At 63.8% G+C, this 4045-nt stretch carries 3 protein-coding genes, 1 pseudogene and 1 riboswitch; all 4 genes and pseudogenes read right to left on the bottom strand.

The annotated features are described in order from the left end of the window. Positions 1-377: pseudogene (locus ACIA76_RS43630) on the bottom strand (potassium-transporting ATPase subunit B); the annotation flags it as partial. Between the two features lies 1 nt (position 378). Next, positions 379-2052, bottom strand: a complete 1674-nt coding sequence (gene kdpA / locus ACIA76_RS43625) for a potassium-transporting ATPase subunit KdpA (protein WP_397161456.1) — start codon at positions 2050-2052, stop codon at positions 379-381. Beyond that, on the bottom strand, positions 2052-2138 hold the full coding sequence (gene kdpF, locus ACIA76_RS43620) for a K(+)-transporting ATPase subunit F (protein ID WP_114755462.1): 87 nt from the start codon (positions 2136-2138) through the stop codon (positions 2052-2054). Before kdpF ends, kdpA begins: the two co-directional genes overlap by 1 nt. A 374-nt stretch (positions 2139-2512) precedes the next feature. Then, positions 2513-3226, bottom strand: a complete 714-nt coding sequence (locus ACIA76_RS43615) for a hypothetical protein (protein WP_397161454.1) — start codon at positions 3224-3226, stop codon at positions 2513-2515. A gap of 354 nt (positions 3227-3580) precedes the next feature. Continuing rightward, positions 3581-3693, bottom strand: a riboswitch (M-box (ykoK) riboswitch). Between the last annotated feature and the right edge of the window lie 352 nt (positions 3694-4045).

Below are 4045 nucleotides of genomic sequence, written 5' to 3'. Positions count from 1 at the left end.
CCCGGATGCCAGTCCACGAGTCGCCGAGCGACGGTATCGGTCTTGGCCTTACGCAGCGCGTCGGCCTGCGCCTTACCACGCCCCTCCGCGACCGCTTCGGCCAGATTCGCGAAAATCACTGTCAGCCAAAGCCATACGACGATCGCCCAGGCGAAGAACGTCGGCTTGGTCAACGCGAGCACCGTGGACCAGATCGCGCCGATCTCCACGATCAACATCACCGGATTACGCCACAACGTGCGCGGATCCAGCTTCTTACACGCGTCCGGCAGGGACTTGACCAGCATCCTGGGGTCGAACAAGCCGCCCGTGACGCGCCCCTTGGCGCTCGGCTGGACGTGCTTGGACGGTACGGAATCGAGTGTTGGAGTCGTCATTTCAGTGAATTCCTTCGGCGAGCGGCCCGAGTGCCAGTGCGGGCAGGAAGGTGAGGGCGACCAGGATGACGGTCACACCCGCCACCATGCCGACGAACTGCGGCCGATGCGTGGGCAACGTGCCGGCCGATTCCGGAGTATGGCCCTGCACCGCCAGCGAACCGGCCAGCGCGAGAGCGAACATCATCGGAACGAACCGGCCGAACACCATGGCCAGGCCCAGCGCGGTGTTCCACCACACGGTGTTAGCGCTGAGACCGGCGAAGGCCGACCCGTTGTTGTTCGCCGTGGAGGTGAACGCGTAGAGCACCTCCGATAGGCCGTGCGGGCCAGCATTGGCCATGCCAGCGCGTTCGCCTGGCAGCGCCATCGCGATCGCGGTGCCGGTCAGCACGATCAGCGGCGTCACCAGGAAATACGAAGCGGCGAGCTTGATTTCGCGCGGCGTGATCTTCTTGCCGAGGTATTCCGGTGTCCGCCCGACCATCAGACCGGCGACGAACACCGTGATCACGGCCAGGATCAGCATGCCGTACAGGCCCGAACCGGTACCACCGGGCGCGACCTCACCGAGCTGCATATTGAACAGCGTCATCAGGCCGCCGAGGCTGGTGTAGGAGTCGTGCGCGGAATCGACAGCGCCCGTGGAGGTCAGCGTCGTCGCGGTGGCGAAGGTCGCGGAATCCGTGACGCCGAAACGGGTTTCGATCCCCTCCATCGCGGCGCCGACCGCGGTCGGCACGGTGCCGTGATGCTGCAGCTGGAAGAAGTTCTGCAGCGCCACGCTGATCAGCGCGATCGTGGCCATCACCGACGCGATCGCATAACCCTGCTTGGTGCTGCCGACCATCCGCCCGAAGGTGCGCGGCAGCGAGAAGCTGATCACCAGCAGCAGGAAGATCTCCAGCCAGTTCGTCCACGTGGTCGGGTTTTCGAAGGGGTGGGCGGAGTTCACGTTGTAGAAGCCGCCACCGTTGGTGCCCAGTTCCTTGATGACCTCCTGGCTGGCGACCGGACCGCCGGGCAGGGTCTGTGAGCCGGTGTTGCCGACGGTGTGGGCGACCTGGTCGTAGACGTGGAAGTTCTGGATCACGCCACCGGCGATCAGAACGATCGCGAAGACGAAGGCGATCGGCAGCAGGATGCGGATGATTCCCCGCACCAGATCCACCCAGAAGTTGCCCAGATCGTTCGTACGCCGACGGGCGAAACCACGCACCAACGCGATCGCGACCGCCATGCCCACCGCGGCGGAGACGAAGTTCTGCACGGCCAGGCCACACATCTGCACGACGTGGCCAAGGGTGGATTCGCCCGCGTAGTTCTGCCAGTTGGTATTGGTGACGAAGCTGATCGCGGTGTTCCAGGCCAGATCCACGGTCATCTTGGTACCCGGATCGTGCAGGTGCAGGGGCAGACGCCCCTGCACCAACTGCAGGAAGAACAGGAACAGCACGCTGATCGCCGAGAAGGCCAGCACACAGCGGGCATACACCGCCCAGGTCTGTTCCGCGCCGGGCTGAACGCCGATGGCGCGGTAGATGATTCGCTCGGCCCGAGAATCCTTCTCGCTGGTGTACACCCGATACATGTAGTCGCCCAGCGGAATATGGACGACGACAAGCGCGATAACCAGGGCCGCCGCGAAGACGATCCCTGCGGTAGTTGTGTTCACTAGAACCTTTCCGGATACAGCAGCGCCGCCACCAGATACACGGCGACCGCGACGGCCAGAACGAGACCGATTATGTTCGCCGTCACAGCCGCTCAATTCCTCGCTGGATCAGGCCGAGCACGGCGAAAATTGCCACGGTCACTACCGTGAACACCACGACAGACATGGAAAGAACCTCTCTTCGACCACGACACACCTGATATGCCGCGGCGATTACTGCGATAAAAATCGGCCCGACCTCCGGATCGACGGGCCATCTATAAATGTCCCCGGCGCACCGCTCGAAGGTCGTCAATTTCTGACCCCCGAGCATCAACGTGTCGTCAATGGTGCCGGTCGGAAGGATTCGGTGGGATAATGATCTACTTCTTGCCCAGCGGCCAGGACCCAATTCGACGGGCCACGTTTCACGGCCGGTGGTTGTGCCGGAATCCGTTCCGGCACAACCCGATGCGCACGATCAGGCGGCCGGAGCGGGAGCCGGGGCCGGGACCTGCGGAGTGTTGAGCCGCTGGAAGAACTGGATCGCACTGGCGATGCCGACCGGCAAGCCCAGCAGCACGGTGCCCGCGGCCGCGCCGAGGGCGACACCCGCCGCGGCACCTGCCAGACAGCCGCCGATCCAGCCGGGGAAGAAGATCGGGGTCAGCAGTGCGGCGGGCACGATCGCACCCAGGACACAGCCACCGATGCCGCCGACAATGGTGCCGATCAGCGCACCCACGCCGACGGCGAGACCGAACTGGGTGCCCGCCGCCGACAGCGCGCTGTCGAAGTCGGACTGCGCGTCGACCGGCTGCAACATCCGTACCGGCGTGGCAGTGGCCGGATCGGTGCTCGGAGTCAGCGTGGCGGTATTGCCATCGATCGTGGCCGCGATCGGGAACTCGAGCCCGTTCATCCCATAGGACAGCGGCAGTCCGGCAACAACGGTGCCGGCGGCGTCGAGTACCTGGAACTGGCCATCACGTGCGGCCAGCGAGCCCGCATCGATCTTGACGACCACGGAGTTGTCGACACGGTCCGCGGTCCAGTGAATACCCGGAGCGAGATCGGTGCGTGTGACCGGCACCGGATTCGGTTGTGCCGGAGCGGCATCCGAGACGGGCATGGTGAAACTGAGCACACCGAGCGCGAGCGCGACGACGGTGGTGTAGCTGGTGATCTTCCTCATCAGATGAACCTTCGAAAGGGTGTAGATAAAATTCTCGGCCGCGACCCGACGGGCACGGCCTTTCCGGGCACAGCGAAACCATGCCCGCGCTGGTATTCGGCGATTACCGCAGCCGGATACCGGCGTGTAAACGCAGCATGAAATCAACAGTCGCGTGCCAGCGCATACGGCGACACCGACCGAGATATCTCAGGCTCGCGTGATATGAATCCACCCGCACGGGGGCGGTGGAATGGAATTCAGATACTGTCCGTCGCTGGGAGACACGGTCGCCCTCACCTCCAATTGCGACCGAGGCGCGCGAGAGCGCCGTCACCAGTGCACACGAGGTCCGTCGCGGCGAAATACCGCCGGCGCATACCTCTCTCGACAGAGCTTCGGCACTGCACGACGTATCCCGTTATCCAGGAAGCCACTTGGATCAGTGGCCTGTTTTCGTACAGGAGCCTCGCCCAGCGAGGTGCTTTATCCGCGATACAGCGTGACATAACCCGGTAACGGCGTCAATTCAGACAGCCGACCAAGTTCCTTTTTCGAATTCCTGCTATTCGGAACCACTTCCCCGGAGGACGGACAATTCAACGACCGCCCAGTTCGGGACTGATCACCGGCGAGGTTGACGCCGTGCCGCAACCCGAGTCGGGGCGGTGGCCATCGGCCCCCCGATCGGTCCGGCGGTCCGGATCGCTGTGTGGATGACCGAACCGCGCATCAGTTCCCGAATCGGAATTTTTCAAGCTGAATGAGACCAGTGGGTGTGTTATGCGGCCGTTGTGTCGGTCTCCTCGGTCGGCGGGTTGATCCAGACGGTGCCGGGCA

Source organism: Nocardia sp. NPDC051570 (assembly GCF_044454005.1).
GTDB lineage: Bacteria > Actinomycetota > Actinomycetes > Mycobacteriales > Mycobacteriaceae > Nocardia.
This window is presented reverse-complemented; position numbering and strand designations above follow the sequence as displayed.

Coding starts and splice junctions, on each gene's coding strand:
- ACIA76_RS43615 (WP_397161454.1), bottom strand. CDS start 3,226: ATGAGGAAGATCACCAGCTACACCACCGTCGTCGCGCTCGCGCTCGGT.